Origin of the sequence: Streptomyces graminilatus, assembly GCF_001418565.1 — a bacterium.
Taxonomy (GTDB): domain Bacteria; phylum Actinomycetota; class Actinomycetes; order Streptomycetales; family Streptomycetaceae; genus Streptomyces; species Streptomyces graminilatus.
In genome coordinates this window covers 1-21680 of record NZ_LIQQ01000062.1, presented here as the reverse complement: position 1 = coordinate 21680, position 21680 = coordinate 1, and the positions used below count along the sequence as shown (strand labels likewise).

9 protein-coding genes and 2 pseudogenes are annotated in these 21680 nt (G+C 70.2%); 7 read left to right on the top strand and 4 right to left on the bottom strand.

The genetic code is table 11. The annotated features are described in order from the left end of the window. Positions 1-6: 6 nt before the first annotated feature. Positions 7-486, top strand: a complete 480-nt coding sequence (locus tag AOK08_RS06900) for a DUF4360 domain-containing protein (RefSeq protein ID WP_079053879.1) — start codon at positions 7-9, stop codon at positions 484-486. A gap of 192 nt (positions 487-678) precedes the next feature. On the opposite strand, the gene AOK08_RS06895 is transcribed toward AOK08_RS06900, so the two are convergent. Continuing rightward, positions 679-1413, bottom strand: a complete 735-nt coding sequence (locus AOK08_RS06895; RefSeq protein ID WP_055524554.1) for a DUF899 domain-containing protein — start codon at positions 1411-1413, stop codon at positions 679-681. Between the two features lie 218 nt (positions 1414-1631). Here AOK08_RS06895 and AOK08_RS06890 point away from each other — a divergent pair, with 218 nt between their 5' ends. Together AOK08_RS06890 and AOK08_RS06885 are read left to right on the top strand one after the other, a co-directional pair. Then, a complete protein-coding gene (locus tag AOK08_RS06890; protein ID WP_055524553.1) occupies positions 1632-2126 on the top strand; it encodes a DUF4240 domain-containing protein in 495 nt (164 codons plus the stop codon). Positions 2127-2223: 97 nt separating this feature from the next. Continuing rightward, positions 2224-3105: pseudogene (locus AOK08_RS06885) on the top strand (IS701 family transposase). A gap of 419 nt (positions 3106-3524) precedes the next feature. Here the strand turns inward: AOK08_RS06885 and AOK08_RS06880 are convergent. The 3 genes from AOK08_RS06880 to AOK08_RS06870 all read right to left on the bottom strand — a co-directional run bounded on the left by AOK08_RS06880 (position 3525) and on the right by AOK08_RS06870 (position 17788). Further along, positions 3525-4382 carry a hypothetical protein gene (locus AOK08_RS06880; protein ID WP_055524552.1) on the bottom strand — a complete coding sequence of 286 codons (858 nt, stop codon included), beginning with the start codon at positions 4380-4382 and terminating at the stop codon, positions 3525-3527. 90 nt (positions 4383-4472) lie between these two features. Beyond that, positions 4473-7157: a right-handed parallel beta-helix repeat-containing protein gene (locus AOK08_RS06875; protein WP_055524551.1), complete on the bottom strand. Its 2685-nt coding sequence runs from the start codon at positions 7155-7157 to the stop codon at positions 4473-4475. Beyond that, entirely contained in the window at positions 7154-17788 is a 10635-nt protein-coding gene (locus AOK08_RS06870) for an RHS repeat domain-containing protein (protein WP_055524550.1), read from the bottom strand. Before AOK08_RS06870 ends, AOK08_RS06875 begins: the two co-directional genes overlap by 4 nt. Before the next feature lie 273 nt (positions 17789-18061). On the opposite strand from AOK08_RS06870, the gene AOK08_RS06865 reads away from it, so the two are divergent. From AOK08_RS06865 to AOK08_RS06850, 4 genes and pseudogenes are all read left to right on the top strand, one after another. After that, entirely contained in the window at positions 18062-19894 is a 1833-nt protein-coding gene (locus tag AOK08_RS06865; protein WP_055524549.1) for a coiled-coil domain-containing protein, read from the top strand. Positions 19895-20028: 134 nt separating this feature from the next. Further along, a complete protein-coding gene (locus AOK08_RS06860) occupies positions 20029-20328 on the top strand; it encodes a hypothetical protein (RefSeq protein ID WP_055524548.1) in 300 nt (99 codons plus the stop codon). Between the two features lie 316 nt (positions 20329-20644). Next, on the top strand, positions 20645-21220 hold the full coding sequence (locus AOK08_RS06855) for a sigma-70 family RNA polymerase sigma factor (protein ID WP_055524547.1): 576 nt from the start codon (positions 20645-20647) through the stop codon (positions 21218-21220). Next, positions 21217-21680: pseudogene (locus AOK08_RS06850) on the top strand (hypothetical protein); the annotation flags it as partial. The gene AOK08_RS06855 and the pseudogene AOK08_RS06850, both read left to right, overlap by 4 nt.

Sequence of the window (21680 nt, the reverse complement as noted above, 5' to 3'; positions counted from 1 at the left end):
ATAGTCATGTCTCGTCTTCTCGCCACCAGCGGAGCACTGGCGGCGTTATGCCTCGGGCTTCTGTCGGCCCAGTCCGGGTCGGCGTCCGCCGACGCGCCGGCCGAGGGGGCCGGGGTCGTGATCAAGACGATCAACGGCTCCGGGTGCCCGGCGGGCACGGCTGGTGTCACGGTGTCCCCCGACAACTCCACGCTCACGGTGGAGTACGACGCCTACACCGCCCAGGCCGGTGGCAGTGCCGGACCGGCCGACGCGCGGAAGAACTGCCGGCTCGTCCTGGACGTCAAGGCCCCGGCGTCTTACACCTATGCCCTCTTCGGGCTGGACCACCGCGGCCACGCCTCGCTGCCCGATGGCGCGACCGCCACCATCGCGTCCGACTACTACTTCCAGGGGTCGACGGACGACGTCTTCCAGTCCCACCGCCTGACGGGGCCGTACGAGGACGACTGGGCCGTGTCCGACAGCTTGCCGGAGCGGTGCTGACGCCTGGGGCGACGTGAGGCTCGGCGCCTGGACCGGCCGGTCGGTCCGGTCGGCGGCTCGCCGCGCACAGCCTGGAGGCTCGGCCCGTGGGTGGCGATGTACCTGCCAGGCACGCGACCCACGGGCAGGGAACTGGCAGATGCCCACGTCACGGATACGGCACCCTTCGGGCCCAGCCGATGCGCCGACGGCTCAGGCCTTCCCGTACTCGTCGTGCCGGCGCAGCCAGTGCGTCTCCTCGCCCTCCTCGTGGCGGCCCATCGGCGTCCGGTCGAGGAGACCGTAGTAGGCCATAGCAGGCTCAAGGCCGCGCGCGGTGGTGACATACGTCCGATAGACGGTGCCGTCCGAGAGCGCGTAGACGCTCAGCCCAGGCCCCTCCGTCACGTACCCGAGCACGTCCGTGCCCGTCGCCTCGGCCATCTGGCTCACGGTCGGCGGGATCTCGCCTGCGAGGAACGGCCTCAGCTCCTCCTCGCTGTGCAGGAAGCCGAGGTCGCGGTGGAAGTCGCTGCCGACGGTGGAGACCCAGTCGAAGCTCCAGCCCATCCGTTCCCGGTAGGCGAGGAGCTTGTCGAGCGGCGCCCGCGAGGAGCAGATCAGCGTCACGTCGCGGGCCTTGAGGTGGATCACCTGGGGGTCGAGGGTGTCCGCAATCGAGGAGCAGACCGGGCATCCGGCCTCGTACGGCGGCCCGAACATGAAGTGGTAGACGAGCAGTTGGGAGCGCCCGTCGAAGAGGCCCGCAAGCGACTTCGTCCCGTCCTCGGTCTCGAAGCCGTAGTCCTTCTCGACCGGCACCCACGGAAGCTCCCGCCGCTTGCGCGCGAGTTCGTCGCCGCGTCGGGTGAGTGCCTTCTCCTCCGCGAGCAGTTCCTGTCGAGCTGCCTCGAACTTCTCCTGTGTGCCGACCTTGTACTCGGGCATTGCCTCTCCCTCCTGTGTGGGAGCAGACCACCGGACCGCGTGCGGTCGCCGCAGCGGCTGCCGGCAGTGCCTGCACCGGCGTACCCTTCCGGCCTCATGTCCCACCGTACGCGCGCGGCGGCGGGCCTTCGACTCAGCGCATTTCAGCAGGTCAGCACGGCCCCGCGTGACCTCGGTCAGAGGCCCTCATCGCGTGCCGTTGGAGCGCTCGCCCCGCGATGCGATTCGTGTGGACGGGACTGTCGCTGACCGCGATCTCATTGGCACCTACGCCTGCCGAGATCGTCCAGTTCTCCCTGCGGCAGTGGCAGTTGCGTGACCATGCCTACCGGTACGACCTGTGGGCGGCGGCGTTCCTCATCGAAGGCTGGTGGTCCGACGACGGGCTTACGGACTTCCGCGACGGCCATATCTCGCTCGGCCGGTACTGGTACGAGCGCGCGCTCGCGGATCCGGACTCTCTCGCTGACCATCCGGCGGTGCGGGACGGCGGGGACGTGCTCATCGGGAACGAGGACTTCAACCAGGTGGCCCACCGGGCCTACCAACGTCTCACCGGTGAACCGGACGGGCTCAACGAGGCGCTGGAGGCTTCCCCGGAAGCAGGCCCGCTCAGCGCCATGACCAAGCCGGCCGGAACTCGGTGGGACGTCGCCGACGGCGATGAGATCCGCCGCCGCCTGCCACGCCTCGCCGGAATCTTTCTGGACTGATACTCCAGCGGTGGATCCTGATCACGCTGGCGGGGCCGGTGCAGACACAGGTGCGGCCACCATTGATCATCGGTGTGTGAAGACAAACGATCACGCCATGGCCGCAGGTCACAGCGTAGACCCTGCCCGCTGGCAGGACGCATTCGAGGGCCTGATGGACCGGATCGCCCGGGTCGAACCCCGCCGCCGGATACGACGGTTGGTGCTCGGCCTGCTCTCGGACCTGCCCCGCAAGAACTGCTGCACCATCGCCGAGTGGGCTGGGTACGCGCCCCCAGATGGCATGCAGCACCTGCTGAACCGCGCCAAATAGGACGCCGACATCGTCGCGACGACCTACGCGACTACGTGGTCGAACACCTTCATGACGACCATGCGGTGCTCGTTGTCGACGAGACCGGCGACCTGAAGAAGGGCACCGGCACCGTCGGTGTCCAACGCCAGTACACCGGCACCGCGGGCAGAATCGAGAACCCCCAAGTCGCCGTCTACCTGGTTTACACAGGTCAGCCGGGCCACGCTGCGTTGGACCGGGAGCTGTACATCCCGCGCTCGTGGACCGACCAGCCCGACCGCCGCCAGGCGGCCGGACCCGGCCCGGACACCGCGTTCGCGACCAAGCCCGAACTGACCGCCCGCGTGATCGCCCGGTTCCTTGACACCGGCCACCACGCCCGCTGGGTGGCCGGCCACGAGGTCTACGGCGGCAACCCGAAACTGCGTGCCGCTGGAGGAACGCGGCACCGGCTACGTCCTAGCGGTGGCCTGCAACCACGAAATCACCACTCAGGCAGGCAAGTTCCGCGCGGACAACCTGATCCCACTCACCTGCAACGAGACCACACGCCTGTTCATCGCACGTACCGCCCAGCAGATCCACGGCACGGCCCATCGGCTCCGCTGGTCTCACTGGCGGCGCCGCCACCAGGCCCGATCCCAAGCAAGCCACTACCACCGCCAGGCTGCAGCACCAGCATGATCACGATCTACCGGTGGAGTACCAAGGACATAAGGAAGGGCGCCCGACCTGGGAAAATACCCGTCGTACGCCCTTCGGGAATCACAACCAGGCGGCGAGCAGAAACGTGCTCTTTCTCCCGATATCTCCCACCCGCATCCCAGTTCCGACCAACAGTTCCGGGGCATTTCCGGGCCAGTCCAGCTCAGGAGCTATCCGTGTCGCCCATCGGCGCAGCCCACCGCCGCATGGACTCCTCGGTCAACCGGTTGGCATGGCTCCGAGTGTCGGCCAGGAACTTGGCGTAGTAGCGGAAGCGAACCTGAATGCCCTGCCCTGCCCTGCGCGGCGTGCGCAAGATCCTTGCCGCGCTTCAACACGCGACACCCGAAACGGGCCTCACCTGTGAAGTTCCGGGCGGGCCGGCTACGGCCTTCGGCTCAGAAAGCGCCCTTGTGGTACTCGGTGACCGAACCGGTCGACGTGGCGGTGACGTTGTAGCGGTCGCCGCCCGCGTCACGCCTGCCCTGCTTGTGGTTGTACTGGAACTTGAACGCGTAGGTGCCGGGGCCCAGCGTGTTTCCGGACTTCAGCGTCACCACGTAGTCCAGCTCACCGCTGTCCCCTCCCGTGGCCACCGAGATCCTGTCCCCGAGGGAGCTCCATGTCCCGGTGCTCGACACACCGCCGGTCTGGATGATCTTCACGACCACCTTGAGCGAGGTGAGGGGCTTGGTGGACTTGACGGTGACGGTGCTCTGGTCCCAGTAGTCGTTGGTGTCCGCGTCCACGCCGCCGTCCGACCACAGGTACCCGGTCGGCGTGGCCGACGGAGCACTGGAGGTCGCTGCCGCCTGGCTGCCGCTGCCGCCTCCCGAGGTGTCCGCCGGGTCGGACCTCTGAGTGGACCCCGGAGCGTCCGCGGCGCCGCCCGCTCCGGACCCGCCTTGCACGGGCACGTAGACGATCTCGGGGTTCTTCTTTGTGTTCGTGCTGTCCACCGCCTTCTGGTTCGGGTCCACCGTCGGCTTCTCGGCGCCGTTGGCGGGAGTCTTCTCCTTGGGGACCTTCTCGCCGACCGCGGTGGTCACCTTGTCGGAGTCGCCCGTGCTCCAGTCGATGGCGGAGACCGCCGAGGCGGACCCGGCGATCACCAGGACCGCGGCCGCGGAGCCGCCGACCGCGTTCCAGACCCGGCGGCCGGGCAGGAAACCCCGGAGCGGTGTACGGGCCTTCCGGGCGAACAGATCGGCGAACTCTCCGTCCGAGCGGCCGGGGCGAGCGGGAGTCTGCGGCATGGATCGGGTCCTTAGAGAGGGGTGGAGAGGGGTGGAGAGGAGTGCAGTCGAGTGGAGTGAGGTGAACGGTGTGGGGAGGCAGCACCGCGCCTACGGCAGGTCGTCCGGAGTCAGGGTCATCAGGTCGGATTCGGAGGCGTCGGGCAGTTCGGCGACGCGGTAGGCCTGACGCTCTGTCATCGTCTGGAACAGTTGGCGGGCCGCGCGGCCGTTGCCGAATCCGCGTTCCCGGGGCAGCGTGTCGAAGTGGGCGGTCAGGGCCTCACGGGCGGGCGGCGTGAGCTCGTACTGGTGCTGCGCCGCCTGGTGGTCCACGATGCTGACCAGTTCGGCGGAGCCGTAGTCCTCGAAGAGCAGTGTGCGGTTGAAGCGGGAGGCCAGGCCGGGGTTGGAGCGCACGAAGACCTCCATCTCCCGTGGGTATCCGGCGACGATCACCACCACGTCGTCGCGGTGGTCCTCCATCAGCTTCAGCAGGGTGGCGATGGCCTCCTGCCCGAAGTCGTTGGTGCCGGCGTACTGGCTGAGGGTGTACGCCTCGTCGATGAAGAGGACGCCGCCCCGGGCCTGTTCGAAGACGCGCGTGGTCTTCGGTCCGGTGTGGCCGACGTACTCACCGACCAGGGCGGAGCGGTCCGCCTCGACCAGATGGCCGCGGTCGAGGAGGCCGACGGCGGCGAGGATACGGCCGTAGAGGCGGGCGATGGTGGTCTTGCCGGTGCCCGGGTTGCCGGTGAAGACCAGGTGGCGGCTGAGCGGGGGTGCGGCGAGGCCCATCTCCTCGCGGCGGCGCACCGTCTGCATCAGCTTCACCAGGGACGACACGTCGTTCTTGACGCGGTCCAGGCCCGCCAGCCCGTCGAGTTCGGCGAGCAGGTCCTCCAAGGTGTCCTCGGAGGGGGCGTCGGTCTCCCGGGCCCCGGTCGCCCCGGCCGTGTCGCCGCCCTCGGCGGACGCGAGCGCCTCGGCGCGGCCGGTGGGCAGGGCGGGGTGGGTCACGTTGCGTGAGACGCAGTCGTCGAACACCGGGCGGGCTCCCTTCTCCGCGGCGACGTCCTCCTCCGCGTCCCGCACCACACAGCCGCGCAGCACGGGCGCGCTGCCGGCCGCCATGTGAACGGCCGGGAACGCCTCCCCGTTGTTTCCGGCGCCGGCGAAGACGCAGTCCTCGAAGGTGCCGCGCGCCTTCTCGCCGACGAACAAGCTGTTCTTGCCGGTGCGGGCCACGGTGAGGGCCTTGACGCGCGGTTCGGCGAAGGAGCCGAGGACCAGTCCGGAGCCGGTCGCGTCGCGCACCGTGCAGTCCTCGATGCTGGGGGTCGCTCGCTCCCCGATCACCAGGCCCGCGGTGCCGGAGCCGCTGATCCGGCAGTCCCGCAGTACGGCCGAGGTGGCGGCTGCGCAGGTGATGCCGGCGCGTTCGGCCTCCGTGACGTCGCACTCCTCCAGGACGACCGTGCCGGTGGACTCCACGTTGATGCCGGTGCGGCCGCGCAGTACGGACAGTCCGCGCACGCGGGCGGCCGCCGCCGAGTCGATCTGCAGGCCCGACTGTCCGCAGTCGCTGATCCGCACCCCCTCGACGGTGAGTTCGGCCCGGTCGGTGGCCCGGACGCCGTGCTCGGGGGTGGCGCCGATACGGCAGGCGGTCAGCGACAGCCGGGAGTCGTCGCAGGCGTGCACCGCGCTGAATCCGCAGTCCGTGACGTCGCTCGATGCCAGGCTCACCTGCGAACGGCCGCCCGCCAGCAGACCGTTGGCCTCGCTGCCGCGCACCGACGTGCCCTCGGCGGACAGCCGTGCGTTGCCCCGGGCCACCAGGCACGAGCCGCGCGGCCGGTCCACCTGGCAGTCGACCAGTACGGCCGTGCTGTCGTCGTCGGCGCTCACGCCGGGCCCGGAGCCGCCCCGTATCCGGGTGGTGAGGAGCAGGACGTCCCCGGTGCCGGAGACGGCGACCGCGTCCGTACCGGTGTGCAGCACCTGGCAGTCGGCGAACACCACACCGCCCTCGGCGGCCTCGGGACGCTCCGGGTTCCCCTCGGGCCGACGGGAACTTCCCAGGACCCGTACGCCTTCGGCGCCGGTCTCCTCCAGCCGGCAGTCCAGTACGGCCACGGACGCCTCGTCCTCGGTCAGCAGCCCGCTGCGGCCGGGTCGGGTGATCAGGCAGTCGCGGAGCACGGCCGAGGCCCTGCCCCGTACGCGGACCCCGGAGCCGGTGACCTCCCGGACCGTCAGCCCCAGGATGTGCGCCGCCGTGGCGGAGCCAAGGACGACTCCGGTGCCGTCGATGTCCTCCACCAGCGTGTCGGTCAGCTCGGTCCGGCCGGTGGTGTTCGCGTGCACCCCGGCCAGGGCGGCACCGGAGACCCGGCAGTCGCGCAGGGTCAGCGACGCGCCGCCGGCCGCCTCGACCCGGCCGCCGGAGATCTCGCAGCCGTCCAGTTCCAGAGCGCCGGCCGTCACCAGTACGGCGGGCAGCGCCGGGTCCTGGCCGGTCAATGCGAGCCCGTCGACGCGGACACCGGGGGCGGTGACGTCCAGGACCGGACGGCCGGGGTCCGCCGCCAGGAGCCGTACGGCGAGGTCCGGCCCTTCCTTCGGCAGCAGGCTCACCGCACGGTCCAGGACCAGCGCCTCGACGTAGTCGCCGGGAGCGATGCGGATCTCGTCGCCGTCGGCGGCGGCGCGCAGAGCGGCGGTGACGCTGCGGTGGGCGCCGCGGCCCTTGGGGGCGACCCGGTGCACGGTGGGGGTGGCGGTGGCGGTCACGGGAGCTCCAAACCCTCGGTGAGTGCGTCGGGTTGATCGGCCGGGGGCGGCTGCAGGGCCGGTGGGGGTGGTGTCGGCGCGGGCTTGACCTGCTTCGGGAACGCCCGGCCGGCGGACGGCAGGTTGCTCCCGTGCCGGCTGTCCGCCTGCGCGATCTGGTAGGCGAGGTACCGGGACAGCGCGGACTCGGCCCAGTTCATGCCCAGTTCACCGAGGCCGCCCCGGTAGAAGACCCGGGCGCCGGTGGCCAGGTGCCAGGCGTTGCGCGCCAGACCTGTGCTCACCCCGCCGAACAGCGAGCCCGCGGCACCCCACGCGCCGGCCCGCAGCGCGTCCACACCCTGGACCTGGTTGCCGTTGACCCCGAACACCGCCGCGCTGATGGCGTTGCTGACGAAGCCACTGAGCGCGCCGGTCGCGAGTCCCACGGTGTTGGCGTAGGCGGCGCCGCGCCAGCGGGCGGGCTTTCCGAAGACGGCCCAGTCGGTGGCCCAGTCGTCCGAGATGCCGGTCAACGATTGCTTGGGGTGTGCGGCCCAGTCACGGTTGCCCACGCTGGTCTTGAGATATCCGAGCCGGGTGTGGTTGTACAGGTTGTTGAGCCCACCGCTGAAGGTGCCGCCGACCGTGCCGGAGAGCAGCGCCTTGTAGACGTCCTCCGGCTTGATGTCGCCCTTGTTGGTCAGCTCGGTGATCAGCAGGCCCGCGGTGAAGTCGGTGACGAAGCCGGTGCTGAACGAGGTCAGGAAGCTGCGGAGCTCGCGCTGCCACATGGGCATCTCGACGGACTCGCCGTTCCTGACCCCCTGGAACAGACCGTGCCACGGGTCCTGGACCTCTCGCAGATAGCCCATGGCCTCGATGCCGGCGCCGCGATGGTCGTACTCCCGGCCGATGAGCCGCCAGGCACGGTCGCCGGGCAGGCCGACGTCGCCGCCGACCCTGGGCAGGACCCCGGCGAGGTAGTGCGGGACGGCGGCCGGGCCCGACATGCTCAGCCCGCCGAAGGCGTCGGTCCTGTACACCCGCCCGTCGAAGACGCGCTGCTCGACCAGGTGGCCGTTCTGGTACTCCCGCCACTGGCCCCACTGCTTGTCGACCTCGCGGTATCTGACGGTCTCACCGTCCACCTTGACGCGCTCGCGGAAGACCTTGCCGAGGTCGTACTCCTTCCAGGCCTCCCGGTCCACCCGGACCGTGCCGGGTGTCTCGAAGTGGCGCGCGGACCGGTCGAGCAGATCGCGCAGGGTCGTCCCGGGGGTGACTTCGACCGCGGGTGCCGCGGGCGGCTGCGGGGTGACGATCTCGTACGCGTACTCGCGGACCCGGCCGCCGTTCCTGCTCCGCACCACCTGGTCGTCGATGAGGTCCCGCCAGCGACCCTTCGCGACATCGTCGTACACCCGGATGCCTTCGGAGTGGACCGTGCCGTCGGCGGCGGTCTTCGTCCACGTGTAGGTGCCGTCGGGTTGCCTCACGGCGTCTACCCAGGAGGCACCGACATCGGTGGCGTGGCGCTCCCGCACCACGTTGCCGAGCCGGTCGAGGTCGACGAACGAGTCGTCCCAGGTGCGTGAGTACAGCGAGCCGCGGTTCTGCCTGCGGATGCCCTCGTCGAGCACGGTGGCCGGGTCGGCGGAGTCGTACGCCTTCCAGGTCCAGGTGGTGCGGTAAGGGCTGCCGGACGACTCGACGAACACGTCGCCCACGCGGTCGCGTCGGCCGGTGATGTGCTGCATCGAGTTCCTGTCGACCCAGATGCCCGCGCGGTCGTGGCGGGTGAGGTCTTGCAAGGTCGGTGCCTCGAAGAGGTATTCGCGTGTTCCGGCGCCCTCACTGCGCAGCCGGACGCGTTCGACGCCCTCGTTGTCGGTGAAGACGTCCCACCACTGTCCGAGGCCGTCGGCGTGCCGCGCGCCGGTCTCGCCGGTTTTCGTGTTCCGCCAGTGCAGTTCGTACGGGGCGTCCTTGCGGTACTCGGGAAGCCGCGCCCAGCGTGTGGGGTCGTCGGCGCTGCGCCCGATCTCGATGACGCTGCCGTCGTCGAGCTTGCGGCTCTCCCGCACGACGCGGCCGAACTGGTCGACGTCGACCCAGTTGCTGCCCGTCGGGTTGAGCCGGACGCCGGTCACCGTGGTGCCGTCGGCGGCGGTCTGGGTCCAGTGACTCACGCGGTTCATGGAGTCGCCGCCGAACAGGTCGCGGAAGAAGCCGTCGAACGGGTCGCGGCCCGCCGCGCCCTTCCACATGAAGGCGGGCGGACGCATGTCGGCGAACCGCTTGACGAGCAGGCTGCCGCCGTCCGCCGCCGTCTCCAGGCTCTCGATCTGCGCGTTCACCGCACTCTGACCGACATACGTGTCGGGGTCGACCCGGGCTCCGGCCGGGGCGTGGCCGGGCAGCAGGGAATGCTCCTGGTACATCCGGGAGCCGTGCAGTCCGTCGAACGGCCAGGTCTGGCCACGCCGTTGGGCCACCGTCTCCAGGCCCGTGGCGGGGTCGAGGAAAGTGTCCTTGAAGGCGACGTGGTTCGCGCTCCAGTGCCGGGTGCCGGAAAGCGCCTCCACGCCGTTCTTGTCGAAGCGCTGCCAGGTCCAGTGGCTGTCGGCGCCCTTCTCGGCGCGCACGAGGCCGCCGTCGACGGCCTTGTGGTACGTGCGCACGTGGGAGGTGTCGAGCAGGCGCCAGGAGCCGTCCGGCACGTCGTGGTACGTCCGCTGGTCCGGGTCCCCGATGCGCTCGCCGGACCGGACCCGGGTGCCCGTGCTGTCGAACTCGGTCCAGCGGGCGTGGCCGAAGCGGTCCCGGGCGATGTGCAGGGTGTTGCCGTTGTTGAGGACCTCGTGCTCGAACAGGGTGACCTTGCCGGGGTCCTTGCCGGTCAGCTTGAACTGTCCGGTGGGGGACGTCTCCAGCTTGAAGGTGTCGAAGCGGCCGGTGAGGGGGGTGTGGTCGCCGTTGACGCGGACACCCTTGCCGGCCAGGTGGTCGATGGTCCAGTACGAGCCTGAGGGCTTGCCGCCCTTGCCGCGGATGGCGACGGTCTCCTCCAGCAGCTTGCCGCCGCTCGCGTCGAAGACGGTCCGCTCCAGCGGCTGCGTGCCCGGCCCGGTGTGGATCAGCGCGATACGGCCGTCGTCGAGCCGCTCCGCGCGCAGGGTCGAAGACGCATGGCCCGATGTGTCGAGGACCCGGGGCACCCCGTCGGGAGCGCCCGCCTCGAACCGGAACACACCCCGGTCGCCGACGAGTTGGACGTCTCTCAGGGCGAGCGTGCCTTCGGGGCCGTAGTGCCACTTCGTCGTACCGGCGGCGTCGGTGACGGTGAAGCCGCCACGCACCTCGGACGGGAGGTTCGGGTCGAGACGCATGAGGGTGAACGCTTCGTCGGCCGTGTGTGGGCCCGCGAACCGGAAGGAGTCGGGGGCCCAACCGCCCTCGGCCGCACGGCCGGTGAGCCCGAGCCTGGTCCCGTCGAGCTCGGCGGGGCCGCCCCTGAGGAACACTTCCTGGTGGAGCAGCTCGCGATTCGGGCCGAAGCCTGCGGTCAGGTCCGTCGGTGTGTGCGTGACGGTGAAGCGGCTGCCACCCGGGCCACCGTGCGGGGTCGGCGTGACAGCGAAGTCGCCCAGGACGCGGCTGCCGCCGCCCTGGAGGTCCTCCAGGCGAGTCGCCAGGGGAAGGTTCTGGTACTCCCGCAGGGCGGTGGCCGCGCCCTGCCGGATCCCCAGATGGGCCTGCGCGGTCATCTCCCGCAACTGGTCGTGGAGGAGTTCGGGCCGCAGCCCGGGGAACCTGTTCAGCGAGTCGGCGGCGTCGCCCGCGAGCTGACGCACCTGCGGGAGGTCCAGGTTGTGCAGGGCGTGGGGGTCGGGTGCGACACGCAGGAACTCCATGGCTCCGGAGATGGACGACAGGTCCACGGGTGCCGTGTTCTCGGGCAGGGCCCGGATGTCGCCCGATGCCTCGTCGAGGGTGCGCTCGAAGAGTTCCGAGATGTCGGTGAGCCCGTCGTCCAGGAGGTCTTCCTCCGGGATCGAGTGGAGCGGGAAACGCTCGGACAGCGGGTCGACCAGCCGGGTCGGCCGGGCGTTGCGCGCGCCCTCCGTGAAACGCAGGAAGCCCGAGCCGTCACGGGCCGGAAGGTCGCGGAGGACGAGGGCCCCGCTGCGGTCGAAGTGGAAGCGGCTGCCGGTGATCGTGTCGGTGAGGGTGAAGCCGCCCGGCAGCCGCTCGGCGAGCGTGCCCTCCGCGGCGGTGATCCGCAGCGACCTGACGGAACTGGCGGGACCGAGCAGATCGACCTGCATGACCCGGTGCACCTCGTTGAAGGTCGCGGACAGCCGCAGGCCGGAGGGGAGCCCCTCCCCGGTGAGCAGGGTCTCGCGGCCCAGGAAGGAACCGTCCCCGGCAAAGGTCCACGCCGCGTTCCCGGTCGGGTCGGTGACGGCGAACCTGCCGCCGGGGAGCTCTTCGACCGTGAAGTCCGCGCCCCGGACCGTTCCGTCCGCCGCCGGGGCGCGGTCGAGGAGTTCGAGGCGGAACGAACCCGGCGCCGTGTCGGTGGACGGCACGCGCAGCATCCGTATCTCGAAGTCCGCGAGGTCGTCCGCGCCGGACAGCCGGATCCCGGGAGCCCGTTCCAGGAGCCCCGTCCAATGGTCGTCCAATGCTCGCCATACCGCCCTCAGGTCGAGGTCGGGTACGTCGTCCGGGCTCAGCCGGGTGAGCCACTGGTCACCGTGCCGCGCCACGGCGTCGGACAGCCGCAGGGCGGTGGATTCGTCCAGGCCGGGCAGGCGGAGATCGGCGCCGAGAGGTGGATCGGACAGCGGGCGCGTGCCGCCGGATGCCTCGTCCAGGGTGCGCTCGAAGATCTGGGCGAGGTCGTGCGGGCCCGATGAACCGCCCAGGTCGTCGAGGCGGACGGACGGGACGTCGGGTGCGCCCTTCGTGAAGCGCAGGAATCCGGAGCCGTCGCGGTCCGGGACGTCGCGGAAGGTCAGGCCCAGGTCGGCGTCGTAGTGGAAGCGGCTGCCCGTGATGCTGTCGGTCAGGGTGAAGCCGCCCGGCAGACGGTCCTGAAGCGATCGGTCGATCGCGGTGAGCGGGAACGAATCGGTGGCGCCGCGCGGACCGGCCAGCCCGACGATCCTGGAAGTCACGCCGTCTGTCGTGGTCGTGGCCGTGGTCCTGAACCACAGGTCGTACGGCAGCCCCAGATCGTGGTCGACGATCGCCGTCTCACGGGCGAGGAAGGTGCCGCCGGCGTCGAACTCCCACCGGGTGGTACCGGCCGGGTCGGTGACGCGGAACGCGCCGCTGTCCAGGCGCTCCACGGTGAACCGGGCCTGCGGCCCCGCCCCGTGGGGTGTCGGGGCGGCCCGCGTGACGTCCAGCCGGAACGTACCGGGCACGCCGTCGGCGGTCTCGCCGCCGATCCGGAACTCCAGCCCGGCCAGGTCGCCCACGCCGGACAGCGGCACGTCGTGGAACCGGGTCAGGGGGGTGAGGGGCAGGTCGGTGGGCGGCGCGATGTCCGCCGGACGGGCGACGGTCGGCGCGTCGGCATGGGGCAGCTCGATGCGCGGCGGGTGGGTCGCGGCGCCGTCCAGGAGAGTGTGCTCGGGGACGGAGCGCAGTGGGAACCGCTCGGACAGCGGGCCACCGAAGTCGTCGAGGGCGGTCAGCGGGCCGACGTTCGAGTCCGGCAGGGTCGTCCCGGCGGTGTCAAGCCGTACTGGTGGGGCGTCCGCGGGGAGGTCCACGAACCTGCCCGCGCGGTCGAAGACGAACCGGTCGCCGTTCGCCAGGTCGGTCACCGCGAAGCCCCCGGCGGGCAGCCGCCCGGCCGCGTCACCGCCCGGCAGCCGTACGACGGAGAAGGCGCCGTCGCCCAGCCCCGGCACGGCCACCCGGAGGGTCGGCACCATGTCACCGCCCCGCCCTCGGGTGACCGTCGTGATCAGCCGCGCGTCGGTCAGCGCATCGCCGACGTGGCCGGAGAGCCGCAGTTCCTCGGAGAGTCGGGTGCCGTCGAGGTCGAACCGGGCGGTCCAGGCCCCGTCCGGCGTCCCCACCTTCACACCGGTGACCACGCCGAGCGCGCCCCGGACCGGGTCGACCACCACACCGGCAACGGCCGGCGGCACCCCGTCCAGGCCGACGGCCCGGGGCAGCGAGCCCATCTCGGGAACCGCGTCGAAGCGCAGGAACACGTCCCGGCCCGGGACCCGCATGTCGACGAACTCCAGGGCACGGCCGGCGGTGTACTGCAGGCGTACGTCCCCCAGCGTGTCGGTGAGCGTGGCGCCGCCTCCGGGACGCGGTGCGCTGTGCCACTCCACGCGGACGACGGTCTGCCCCGGGTCCATCAGACGCAGCTCGCTCATGGGCCGCGGTGCGTCGAAGCGGTTCAGCCCCGGCAGGGTGTCGGCGAGCAGGGCCTTGTCCGTGAAGTCCGTCTTGACCGTGTCCGCCAGGCGGAGGCTGCCGGCGGCCTCGTCGAGATCCCGGAGCGGGCCCGCCGGCAGCGCGTCACCGGTACCGGAGGCCGCTGCCGTCCTCGTGTACGGACCCTCCAGATAGCTCTTGGGAACGATGCCCTTGATCAGCCATTCCTGATCACGGGTGGTGTTGAGCAGCACACGGACATCCGAGGCGAGCTTGCCGGTCAGGTCCTTGCCGCCCTGGACGCCGGTGTTGACGTCGTTGGCCTTGAGGAAGTTCAGGACGTCCTTCCGGCTGCTGTCGGCGGTGAGCGCGGAGTGGACGTCGAGATGCCTCCCCATCGTCCAGTCGATCTGGTCGCCGATGATTTTCCGCAGGTCGTGGGCCGGCAGGATCCCCACGTTCGGCAGCAGTCCGGACTTGATGTCCGTCCCCAGCTTGTACGCGTCGAGGCTGAACTCGATGTCGCCGTACGCCTTGTGCCCGCCCGCGACGGCGAAGGACGTGAACGGGCTGTTGCTCTTCCGAACCAGGTTCTCGGCGCCCGCCACATGCTGGAAGGCCGTGGTGGCGCCCTCCGGATTGGCCGGGACCATGCCGAGGTCGGTGTCGAAGTGCGACTTGCGCAGCCCCTTGATGTCGACGTCGAGGTGGTGGAAGTCGTCCTGCCGGACGAGCTTGACGCCCCGCAGCTCCTCGAGGTCGACCTGGGACATGTAGAAGTCGTCGGGCCTGGGCCCCAGTTCGAGTTTCTCGGCGGGCGGGAGTCCGGAGCCGGAGGCCCGGCCCGCGCTCTCCAGCACACTCCCGGGCGCCGCGAAAGGCGTCTGAGGCGCGGACGGTACGAACTTCAGGGAGTCGACGGTCGGGTAGGGGCCGGTCAGATACTGCTTCGGAATGACCCCTTGCACCAGCCAGGTGCGGTCACGCCGTACCTGGAGCAGCGCCTTGATGTCCGGAGTCACCTTGGTGGCTATTCCCTTGGTGACGCCGTTCCGGATGAGGAAATCCTGGATCTCCTTGTTGGTGGTCGTATGGCTGAACGCCCCCGGGACATCCAACTGCGGGTCCCCGACCCTGATCCGGATCTCGGTCAGAATCTCCTGCTGCAGGTCGGTGTGAGAAATGATCCGCAGATTCTTCACATCTTCGACACCACTGTTGATGTCTTTACTGAGGGAGACCAGATCCAGCCCGATCTCCTGGCCCCCGTAATTCCTGGCGATGTTGCCCGGCGGGGAGAACGCGGTGAAAGGACTGTTCTCCTTGAACGCCTTGGCATTGGTCGTGGAAACGGCCTGGAGAGGTGTGATGGTGCCGTCTGCTCTGGCCGGGACGAGACCGTCCACGGTCAATTGGGTCTTCATACCGGATTTGAGGTTCGACGCCGCGAAGTCCATGTCCTGCCGTACCAGCCAGTGGACCTGCGGCACGGCGTGCGCCGGGACGTCGACGCCCACAGGCGCGCCGTCCGGGCCGTACCTGGTGACGATGCCTTCGGGGGTGGTGACGGTGAAGTGGCCGTCGGCCATCGCCACCCTGACGTCCGGGACGATCCCGGCATCCGTCCTGAGTACGTAGGTGAGCTGCTCCCCGGGCTCCATGGTGATCCACCGCTCAGTGGGCCGCGCCAGGTCGTCCAGCAGCCGCAGTTCACCGGTGGGCAGGTGCGCCGCCGGCCCGTCCAGGCGGGCCATCATCACCGTGATGTCCTGGCGGACGGTGTTCAGGTTCCTGCCGAGCCGGTCGAACTCGAACCGCGCCTGATGGAACTTCACCTCGGCCGCGCTCAGGTCCAGTTCGGCCTCGGCACGGTGCAGCGGCGGTACGTCTGGCAGGTCGGCGACCTGGGAGAGCTTCTGGCCGGCCGTGTCGAGGTCGACGGCGGCGTTCTGCGCCCTGACCCAGGCCTGGAAGCGGTCGGTGCCGGTCTTGCCGACGGCACCGCCGGTGATGATCTCGCGCAGAGTGAGCGGGGGGAACCCGGTCCGCGCGGTGACCGGGTTGGTGACGACGTCGGTCTTCAGCGGCCCCATCCCCAGCAACTCCCGTGCGTGGCCCAGGTCGCCGGGGCTGTCCGGGAGCAGCCGGGCCAGCTCGTCGAGCTTGAATCCGCTGCGCGTCGGTGAGTCCGGTCCGGTGAACTTCCCCTCCAGCGGGCCCGTGCCCGACTCGTCGGGGCCGAGGACGCGGATCGTCATCTCGTCCTTGAGCCCCACATGGACGTTCACCGGGTCGGTCGTGCCGATGCGCAGGGTCACCCCGTCCTTGGTGATGTCCACGAGGTCGATCTCACCGTCGAGGACCTTGCCGAGCTGAGTGGTGGTCAGGCCGCCGAACTTGCCGTCGATACTGAGGGGCGCCAGCTCCGCCAGCTCGTCCATGGGCTTCAGCAGGCCGGCCCCGGTGCGGTCCAGGCCCCCGAAGGCGTCCAGGTCCCGCAGCTGGGTGACCGCGCTCTGCGGCCGCTCCAGCAGGAGTGACCGGGGTCCGGTGCCGGTCGCACCCAGCTCGTCGAGGTCGTCCAGCGTGTCGAGGGCGTCGCGGAACTGCCGGGGCAGCAGCCCACCGGCGCCCAGGTCGGCCACGTCGATGCCTCCGTCGCGCAGCAGGGGGCCGAAGCGGGAGCCGAGAGCGTCCAGGTCGCTGAAGGCGGCCGGCTCCACGAGGTCGTCGAAGGCGCTGGAGAACCGGCCCGAGGGCATCCCGGGAACGCGGAGCGGTGAACTGGCGCTCGTCGAGCGCGGCAGCGCGGTCGGCGGGGGCATGAACTCGGTCAGCTCGTCGAGCGCGTCGTCCCAGGCCGGGGTTCCGGGCCTGACCAGCTTGCCGGGTTCCTGGAGCGGCCTCGTGGCTTCGGGGGTGAGCAGCCTTCGGCCGGTCGTCGCGGCCAGGTCGCCGGCGGCGGAGCCCGCGCCCCTGACGAGGGCAGCGCCGGCCGGGGGGCTCCTGAGCAGACCGCGTTCGAGGACGCCCATGCGAAAGGCCCCTTTGAAGCCGAACCGGGCGAGCTCCGAGTAGCGAAGCGGCAGGAGCGCCGACAGCGCGAGGTCGAAGGCCCGGCCCAGGTTGGTGATCGCGTAGACGCCCAGCCGTCGGCCCATGCCGCCGCCGACGAACGCGGTGGCCATGAAGAAGTCGCGGCGCACCGCGAACCGGCCCCACCGCACCGCGCCCCTGGCGAAGCCGCCGGCCATCCGCATCGCGCTCGAGAAGGCCCGGGGCGTGCCGGCGAGCAGGCCGGGCAGCCGGGACATGCCGGTGGCGAGCATGCGACCGCCGGCCTGGGACAGCCTCAGCAGGCCCTGGCCGGTCATCGCGGCCAGCGTCCGGGGCGCCATCAGCAGCCGGCCGGCCCGCAGCATGATCCGGCCTCCCGCGGACAGGGCCCGGCCGGCGCCCCGCAGGCCGAGACTGGCGCCGGACTTGAACAGGCGCATCAGTCCGGCGACCGAGGTGAGGCCCTTGGTGGAGGGGAAGAGGATGCCGAGGAAGGCAAGGCCGAGGGCGACGGCACTCGTCCTGCCCTGGGCGTAGTCCGCCAGCGATTTGAAGAAGAGGACCGCGCCCATGCCGAACGCCAGCAGCCCCAGCGGGCCGCCGACGATGACCGCCACGATCCCGACCACGAGCGTGAGGATCTCCAGCGCCTTCCAGAGCCCCTCGACGAACCTCTCCTTGAAGCTCTTCTTCGGCGGCGTGAGGGGCGAGTACACCAGATCGGACGCCGTCCGCAGGGCGTCCTCCAGGATCTTGGCCTCGCCGTTGATGAAGTCGACCTCGGCCTCGACGTCGTTCCTCGCGGCGGTGAGCTCCGCGGGAGGCGGAGCGTTCTTCCCGACGAGGCCTGCCGGGGGGATCGCCACCGCGCCGCCTCGTCGCGCGGCGCTCTCGGCCCTGCCCTGGGCCTCCCTCAGGGCGTTCGCGTATCTGGCCGTGGCCGAGGCCACCATGTCGAAGGAGCGGTTGACGTTCGCCGCGAAGGTCTTGAGTGCCTGCTTCACGTACTTGCGCAGGGCGTCCGCCGTCTCCCCTTCGAAGCCGCCGTCCGACGCGGTGCGCAGCAGGTTTTCGAGCCCGGCGTCGACATCACCGGCCAGGTCCCGTAGCCCGCGGCACTCCCGGGTGACGCTGTCGATGACATCGGGGTTCCCGGCGACAGGATTTCCGTCGTATCCCACTTGATTCCAGTCGCCAGGGCTGGCCACAGGGTCCTCCAAGGTGTCCAGAACGAGAGGGGCGGGCCGCTTCGCGCGCGGATGACTCCTTGGTGACGTGTTGAAAGGGATCAGCAGTTCAATGAAGTGACGGAAACCACATACCTGCTGGTCAGTAGGGTGCCGGGCGGAAATTCGTTTGAACCTTTCGGGTCCGTCCCTACGTCTACAGGGCGGACACGACGCCCCCGCTTGTGTGTCTCCTCGGCCCTAGCACTGGACGAAAGGACGCGAGACGTGGCCCGCATTTCGATCGACTACGACCTGATGTACGTCCTCGCCCGCCAGATCTGGCATCTCCGCGATGAATTGGACGTCTCCTCGCAGACGGATCGCGATTTCGCCGCCGGTGACATCGGGCCCCGCCGGGAAACGGCCGAGGAACTGACGAACTTCTACGACGCCTGGCAGAAGTCGTTCCGTGAGGCCTGGCAGGTCATGACCGACCTCGGCAACCTCCTCGACGAGATCGGCAAGGCGTTCTACGACTCCGACGCGGCGACCGCGGCCAACGCCGCGACGATGGCGGCGACCTACCAGCGGCAGAACATCAAGGCGGAGAACGACGCCTACAAGCAGCGGCAGGACGCCATGTACAAAAAGGCCGAGGCCGCGAACCTGGAGCGCGGCCACCATCCCGGGCGACTCCTCCTGGAGCGGCAGCAGCAGGAGTCGCAGAAGAAGCGGGCGGCCCTGGAGAAGGAGCAGGACTCCCAGGCGAAGCGCCAGTCGGACCTCGACAAGCGGCAGGAGGATCTCCAGCGGCAGCAGGAGCCCTTGCGGCAGCGGTCGCAGGACATCGACCGGCGGCAGCGGGAGCTGTGGGAGCGGCAGAAGGCCGAGCGCGAGGAACTGACGGCGGCTTTCACCGCGAAGCAGGATGCCCTGAACAGGGAAGAGGCCGCGCTCACCGGGGAGCAGGACCCTTCCGGCAAGCAGGCGGAGGAGCTGCGGCGCAAGCAGCAGGACCTCTGGCGGGAACAGGACACCGAGCAGAACGCCCTGGAGGGCAAGCAGGGGAAGGAACAGGGCGACCTGAACCGGAAGCGGGACGCCCTGCTCGGGGAACAGGGCGCCTTCACTCCCGAATGGGACAAGCTGGACAAGGACCAGCAGGATCTGTGGAAGGACCAGGCCTCGTCCGAGGACGCGCAGAAGCAGCTCGACAAGGACGAGGAACCGCTGCGGCAGCGGGCCGAGACCCTGCAGGAGAGCTACGCCGAGCAGCAGGAGGAGCTGGCGAAGAAGCCCGCCTGGACACCGGAGAGCGGCGAACCCAACCCCCTGCACATGAACCGCGAACTCGGTCCCGACGGCCCGGCCGAGACCCCGCCGCCCTCCGTACCCACCACCTACGAGCGGGACGACGAGAACGGCCACACGAAGGTCGAGTACAAGCTGGACGCCGATGGCCAGATCGAGGTCGACAAGGACGGCAACCCGGTCGAGACGACGACCACGATCACCAACAAGAACGGGCTCACGTACACCGAGACGCATCGCGCGCTGAACGGCGACGGCGACTCCGTGACGACCACCCGGCGCTCCGACGGCACCGTCACCAAGATCTACGAGGACGCGAACCCCGAGTTCTACGGTAAGGGGTTCATGCGGCGGTACGTCACCGACGAGCACGGCGAGACCCTGCAGGTCTGGACCAAAGCGCCCGACGGTGACTGGACCCTGAACATGGACAGGGACTCGTACCAGGCCACGGAGGCGGGCCAGGAGGACCCCCAGAAGACCCTGGAGAAGCCGCCCGCCTACCTGACCGTCGACAAGCCCCTGGTCGACGCGGGCGGGAAGCCGGCCGACGCAACATTCTCGCCAGGTAAGACGACCACCCTCGCCGACGGCAACACGCGTACCGACTACACGACCCCGGGCGGCTCCGGGCTGCACATCGTCACCACGGACCTGAACCGCTATGTCGCCGACGACAAGGGCGCGATCCAGGAGATCTGGCAGAAGAACCGGTACGGCGACTGGTACCTGAGCGACTCCATCACCCAGCACCAGCGCTACGGCGACGAACCCCCGCTGGGAATGATCGGCGAGAACTGGCGCTGATCTCCCGGCCGAAGGCCGGACAGCCACCGGCCCTCCCCTGAACTCCCTGCGGGCGCCCCCCTCTCCCCCTCCCGGCGCCCGCAGGGTCCCAAGGTCCGCGTCCGCGGGCCACACCGCAACGGAAAGAGGCCCCGATGCCCCGCACCACAGTCGACGAAGAGGCGATCAACGCCACGGCCGCCAAGCTCAACAACGCCGTCAGCTCCACACTGGTCCCACAGCTGTCGGACCTTCAGCGGGAGGTCGAGGCGCTGCTCGGCGACGGTCTGGTGCTGGCGCAGACCAGCCCCAAGCTGCGCGAGTCCTACACCAACTTCAACACCTCGGTGACCCAGGCGGTGAACAACATCACCGAGTTCGCCAAGCAGTTCCAGCAGATCGGCCAGTCCGTGAAGGACCTGGACGGGCAGATCGCCGGAGGCATCCCCTCCTGATGCCCAACTAGCGAGACGCACCAGGGCGAATGGGACGAAATCCCAGTTCGCCCTGGTCGCGTCCCGGTCGAGTTCTGTTCGGTTCTGTTCGGGTTCTCGTACCGAACCCCAAGTTCACCCAAAGGCACCTGACGGACGCTTGACGGTCGAGCCGACTCTCATAGACTCACCGCCAAACAGGAACCACATATTCCGCTTATGGATGCGGTGCCGGCCCGGCGCCCGCGTTCCTCCCGCCCAGCTACTCACCGCGTCCACGCGGCGTCCCGACCGGACCGGCCCACGAAACAGATCCCGGTTCTGGGGGAGGCATCACATGACAACGTCCACGACCTGCCACGACGACGTCGGTAGCTCCCACAGACCCGGCGGGGCCTCTCCCGCCTGCGAAAGCTCCTTCCGCGAGCTCTACGAACAGCACCACGGGCCGTTGCTGCGCTACGTCTCCGGCCTGCTGCGCGGCGACCGGCAGCGTGCCGAGGACTTCGTCCAGGAGACCCTGCTGCGCGCCTGGCTGAGCAGCGCGGAGGAGCCGCCGGACTGGCTGCCGTGCCGGGCCTGGTTGATCCGGGTGGCACACAACCTGGTGGTGGACTGGACCCGACGCGAGCAGGCCCGCCCCGAGTGCCACCAGGAGCTGCTGGAGTCGCACGCCGAGCCCGTCGTCGACCCGATCGGCCAGGCGGTGAACCGCCGCTTCCTCGTACACGCCCTCTCCGGCCTGTCCCTGCCGCACCGCGAAGTGCTCTTCTACGTCTACGTGCTGGGCTGGACCGGCCCGGACGCCGCGCACGTCCTGTCCATACCGCCGGGCACGGTCAAGTCGCGCGCTCATCACGCGATACGGGAGCTGCGCCGCCGCCACCCCGAGGACGCGCTGGTGGCCGCATGACGCCCGTCCCGCCCCAGGGCCACCCGATCTCGCTGGGCAGGCCCGACTCCTCGCTGGTGACGGTGCTGCTCGTCGCCGTCGCCGTACTCCTGCTGCTGTTCCTGCTGCTGCGGCATGTCGTGCGCAGGTCCGGCGGCTGGCGGCGGTTCAGGCGGGGTGTCGCCCGTGAGCTCGCCCTGACCGGGCGGGCGTTCGGCGAGCCGCTGCGCGCCTTCAGGCGCCACCGCCGAGGCGTGCGGGCGCTGTCCCGCCACCTGTGCGACCCCCGGTCCGGCCTGCTCGTACGCCGGCTGCTGGACGCGGCCGGGGCCGCGCTCGGCGACGTACCGGGGGCCTTCGCGTACGGTCTGCGCACGGAGCCCGGCTGGGCCGCCGCCCAGATCGCGGCCCGCGGGCTGCCCGACCCGCCCGACCCGTGGGAGGTCGCCGACGGGCTCGGCGCGCGGTCCTGGTGTCTGAG